Consider the following 4,377-nt stretch of genomic DNA (forward strand, 5'->3'; position numbering starts at 1 on the left):
TATAACGCCCAGTTAAGGGGTGAAGCACGCAATACCGATGTTACTGCATGGCACTTCAACACCGAAACCAACGCATACCAAAAATGCCACGCGTGCTGAATCCCACTTGAACTGTTTGTTATGTGTTTACTAAAAGTTACCCTTTTAGCTTTTCATCAACTGCATCAATATCCTTTTCAATTGCATCAATATCTTTCCCAATGGCATTAAGTTTCTTCTGATTGTTTAGCAATTGATAGCTTACTTTTACCTTTAGCACACTGATTATTGAAAGGGATAAAAAACCAATGAATACGACAATCTCCACCCATGCCCATATTGCAAATTGCTCATAGAACTCGACTAAACTAAGTACGAAAGGAACTTTGATTGATGCTTTGGGAAAGAAGCAAAGAAGATACGTAGCTAAAGCAAACAAAGTATAGTTAATGCAATCTACTACATTTTTGGTGATTTGTTTTTTATAGTAACTCTGTTTCATCTCTTTTAACCATTTTGTGACTAAAATATTGTAAATATTGGACTACACATAACGCCTTGTTAAGGTGTGAGGCACGCAATACCGAACCTCCCGCATAACACCTTAACCACTAAAACCAACGCATAGTAAAAATGCCACGCGTGCCGAATCACTCTTGAACAATTTGTTATGAGTTAATTTCCACCAATTGTTCTCTTTGCCCAATAAGCTCTGACTTATATTCTCGGTAACCAGCTTTAGCAAATATGCCCTCAGGAAATGGATTCTTTGCAAACTTGTTGTGAATGCAGACCGCAGAAACTTGAGTGTGATATTTGCTACCGAGTACTAAGACAGCACACGAAATACTAGTGTTTTTCTGGTAACTTAAGGCACGAGATTTACCATGACTATCAATACAGATAGTTCGATCATCAATACCTAGCCATGAAACATATTCTCCATACATAGCTTGGTGAAGTTCAAATATTGGTGATTCAGAGCGTACTGCAAATTCTCGAACATCTTCGATGGCTACAACGCAGAAATCTTTTGCATTCGAATAGTCTTTTAATTGTCGATTAGCTTCAGAAACAGCTTTTTGAAATCGCTTTCCATCTAGGTTAACCGACATTGATACTAAGTTGCTTTCATTAAAGCGAGTTAATACTTCTTTCTCGTCCGGATTCTCACGGATTTCCTTCACTTCGACTAGGATTCGACTCCCATCCAACGTGGCCTCAAAGTCAGGCGTTTTACTTTGTGACTCGGGTATCTTGTTTAACGATATACCCAACAGTCCAAATAAAGATAGGGTGTTTTCTTCAGAAATATTCATAGTTACCATTAACTCATAACGCTCTGTTAAGGGGTGAGCAACGCAATACCGATGCCACCGCATACCGCCTTAATCACTAAAACCAACGCATAGTAAAAATGCCACGCGTTGTGAATCCCTCTTAAACAGTTTGTTAGCTGCGTACCAACATTTTTGCCACATCAATTGCGACAACTTCTGTACCGCACAGGTTTGGATCCCAATTGAGACCCACAAGATGTCCATCGCTATGAATACCTTTTAGCCAATTATCAACGAATGAATCTAGGTTAATTGGACTTGTGACATACAACTCCCAATCACCAATTGCGACCCGACTTGCGTATGCTCTATCTGACCAAAAAACATAAACTAATGCGTCTGGACACTGATTCGAATTACAAACTGCCCAACCACCATCAGGATGCTGAAGTCCCCAAACAGTTCGATTTTCGATTACTCTGTCGATAAATCTTATGTAATTGGAACTTGATGTAGCTTTATCTTGGATCATCATTTTTCCTCTAAGCAGCTAACGCCGCATTAAGGGGTGAACAACGCCACCACCTAACCTAAGCCATTGTGCCGTAAACGCTTAAGCTGATTCAAACCAAAACTGCCAAGCGTTGTGAATCCCTCTTGAATGCTTTGTTAGTTGCCAAACCTAAAGCTTTGATTTGAAGTTGATTGCCGCTTTGCCAACACTAGCTTTACGTACGTTGAAAAACTAAAATCAGGCGCAGATCCAAAGCGCCTGTCACTGAAACTACTTAGAACTCAAAACGCCGTAGAAAGCGGACTAACAATACCCAAAATATCTTTTGAGAAGACAATATTACAAAGCTGACTTTCAACAAGTAAATCGGTTTCTGAAACAGAAAATCCAACCACAAAAGAAACCTAAGAACGATTTTCATTAAACCCGAAGGATTCAAAATTGAAGTACGAAACCCCACTGAAAACACACTGACTTTAACTCTAAACATTCTGTTTAAGCTGCGTTTTCCTCGTTGGCAACTAACGCTCTGTTAAGGGGTGAGCAACGCAATACCAAAGCCGCAGCATACCACCTGAAACACTAAAACCAACGCATAGTGAAAATGCCACGCGTTGCGAATCCCTCTTGAACAGTTTGTTAGGTGGGATTTTCGCACGCCATAAGCAATGCTTTCAGCTCTAAATTTAATGAAGCCTCACCAATTGATCTTGCTTAATTTCCCAATTGATTCCGGTAATTACAATCGGCTCCCGCTTCTAATAATAACCTAACACCTTCAATATTCTCATTGATTGCAGCAATCATTAGTGGTGAGTTGTAAACATAATCCTGAGTAAGAAGTAAATTGGGATCACCTCCGTTATCAAGAAGTAGCTTTAATATTTTGTTATTGGAGAAATTAGCAGATGCAAAAACTGGGCTATTCCCTTCATAATTCTGTATGTTGGGGAGCGCACCACTTGATAGTAAGGCTTTTACCAGTTCATGGTCACCAAGAAATGACGCCATGAGTAATAGTGACGCTCCACACGAATTGACTGTATTAACGTCCATTCCCTTCTTCAACAAATGTTTAGCATACGAGCTGCTTTTTCCCTCAATCATCTGATAAATTGCAATATTTATAGGACTACTAGGGTCGTTTCTGCTTTTGCAAGAACTTGAATCACTTGTCAAAAACACTATGGATAAAGCTGCTAGTAAAAATCGCCTCAAAATAATCCCTCCTAACGCCGCGTTAAGGTGTGAGTAACGCAATGCCGAAGTTTCTGCATTGCACCTTAAACACCAAAACCAACGCAAATTAAAAATGCCAAGCGTTACGAATCACTCTTAAACGCTTTGTTATGCGAATTTTTCAACTCAGCTGACTGAATAGTTGTGCTAATGAGCTCTTCAAAAAGTTCTAACTGTCCGGCAGGAATTAATTGATTCTGAATAGTTTTTCGTTTGCTTGAGTCAAACAGCCGCTCTGCCACCCAACCAATGAGATACATCAGTGAAAGACAACCTCCTGCAGTTGCTATGTTACCTTCTACTACTAGAGGCAGATCCTGAACGTCTCCTCCCATCTTTTGTAGAACACCTTTAGCATCTGGATTGGTTGTCAATGGCTTACCTTTTAGTAAACCGAGCTCATGAAGGATGAATGAACCAGCACATATCGAGCCAATTAGCTGTTTGTTTGGGTCAAGGCTCAACGCTGACATAAATTCAGCATCTTTCATCGCTGCTGGAATACCACGTTTACCACTAGTGATAAGAACGACATCTTGGTTTGTTACCTCTGAAATATGCCCGTCTGTTGTAACTTTCATACCAAGGTGAGAATGATGTTCAGGTTTAGTTCCCAGTATGCTGACCGTCCAACTATCAGGTGTCCTCCCAAGCAAGTCATACATAAGAAAAAAGTCTACATCTGTGAAATCATCAAATATAACGACGCCAACGTTGTACATAAATTTCTATTCCTTTCGCTGATCTCATGAATCGCATAACGCCCTGCTAAGGGGTGAGCAACGCAATACCGAAGCCACTGCATACCACCTTAATCACTAAAATCAACGCATAGTAAAAATGCCACGCGTTGTGAATCCCTCTTGAGCAGTTTGTTAGTTTGCAAACCCAAAGCGTTGATTTTACGTTATTTTAAACTTTGCAAACAACAAACTTTATGTACTTTGATGCATTTAAGTCAGGCGTAGTCTCAAAGCGGCTACTCAATGAAACCACGTGGAACAAACAACGCCACAGAAAACGAACTAACAACACCAAAAAGCGTTTTTGGAAAACCAATCTCACAATGCGGACTTTCAACAAAGCCACTGAAACCACATGAACTTACCACACCAGAGAAAACGCCATCTCAGCGAGTAAATCGATTTTTGTACCAACAAACTCAACGAGCAGAGTTTCAGCAAAAAAGTACAGCTTGGTTAACCCATAACTCGCCGCACCAAAGAACAAATCAACCATTGATACGATTCCAATTTGGGATTTTCACCACGCAAGTTAACACTGAAATTAAGTGCCAATATGACAATTTCGACTTTAAGCTTTTACCACTAGATCTTGCGATATAGGCGTGTTTTTCCTCTTGCA

Annotated in this window: 6 protein-coding genes; all 6 read right to left on the minus strand. The window is 40.1% G+C overall.

Annotation, left to right across the window (positions count from 1 at the left end; all coding sequences use genetic code 11):
* Window positions 1-136: 136 nt before the first annotated feature.
* Window positions 137-481 (minus strand): hypothetical protein, encoded by a 345-nt coding sequence (locus tag MTR11_RS23775; RefSeq protein WP_243328507.1) that lies wholly within the window; start codon window positions 479-481, stop codon window positions 137-139.
* A 166-nt stretch (window positions 482-647) separates the two neighbouring features.
* Window positions 648-1,298 (minus strand): hypothetical protein, encoded by a 651-nt coding sequence (locus tag MTR11_RS23785; RefSeq protein WP_243328508.1) that lies wholly within the window; start codon window positions 1,296-1,298, stop codon window positions 648-650.
* Window positions 1,299-1,431: 133 nt separating this feature from the next.
* On the minus strand, window positions 1,432-1,794 hold the full coding sequence (locus tag MTR11_RS23795) for a DUF2750 domain-containing protein (protein ID WP_243328509.1): 363 nt from the start codon (window positions 1,792-1,794) through the stop codon (window positions 1,432-1,434).
* 693 nt (window positions 1,795-2,487) lie between these two features.
* Window positions 2,488-2,880, minus strand: a complete 393-nt coding sequence (locus tag MTR11_RS23805; protein ID WP_413777602.1) for an ankyrin repeat domain-containing protein — start codon at window positions 2,878-2,880, stop codon at window positions 2,488-2,490.
* Between the two features lie 215 nt (window positions 2,881-3,095).
* Window positions 3,096-3,734 carry a DJ-1/PfpI family protein gene (locus MTR11_RS23815; protein WP_138954464.1) on the minus strand — a complete coding sequence of 213 codons (639 nt, stop codon included), beginning with the start codon at window positions 3,732-3,734 and terminating at the stop codon, window positions 3,096-3,098.
* 382 nt (window positions 3,735-4,116) lie between these two features.
* The gene (locus MTR11_RS24140) at window positions 4,117-4,251 is read right to left on the minus strand and encodes a hypothetical protein (RefSeq protein WP_258656651.1); all 135 of its coding nucleotides are present in this window, start codon (window positions 4,249-4,251) and stop codon (window positions 4,117-4,119) included.
* Window positions 4,252-4,377 lie beyond the last annotated feature (126 nt).

It is taken from the genome of Vibrio sp. CCB-PB317 (genome assembly GCF_022808245.1).
Classification (GTDB): domain Bacteria; phylum Pseudomonadota; class Gammaproteobacteria; order Enterobacterales; family Vibrionaceae; genus Vibrio; species Vibrio diabolicus.

What these genes read in the sequence shown, in the direction of transcription:
- MTR11_RS23795 (WP_243328509.1), bottom strand. Translation starts at nt 1,794, where the DNA reads ATGATGATCCAAGATAAAGCTACATCAAGTTCCAATTACATAAGATTT.
- MTR11_RS23775 (WP_243328507.1), bottom strand. Translation starts at nt 481, where the DNA reads ATGAAACAGAGTTACTATAAAAAACAAATCACCAAAAATGTAGTAGAT.
- MTR11_RS23815 (WP_138954464.1), bottom strand. Translation starts at nt 3,734, where the DNA reads ATGTACAACGTTGGCGTCGTTATATTTGATGATTTCACAGATGTAGAC.
- MTR11_RS23785 (WP_243328508.1), bottom strand. Translation starts at nt 1,298, where the DNA reads ATGAATATTTCTGAAGAAAACACCCTATCTTTATTTGGACTGTTGGGT.
- MTR11_RS23805 (WP_413777602.1), bottom strand. Translation starts at nt 2,880, where the DNA reads ATGATTGAGGGAAAAAGCAGCTCGTATGCTAAACATTTGTTGAAGAAG.
- MTR11_RS24140 (WP_258656651.1), bottom strand. Translation starts at nt 4,251, where the DNA reads ATGGTTGATTTGTTCTTTGGTGCGGCGAGTTATGGGTTAACCAAGCTG.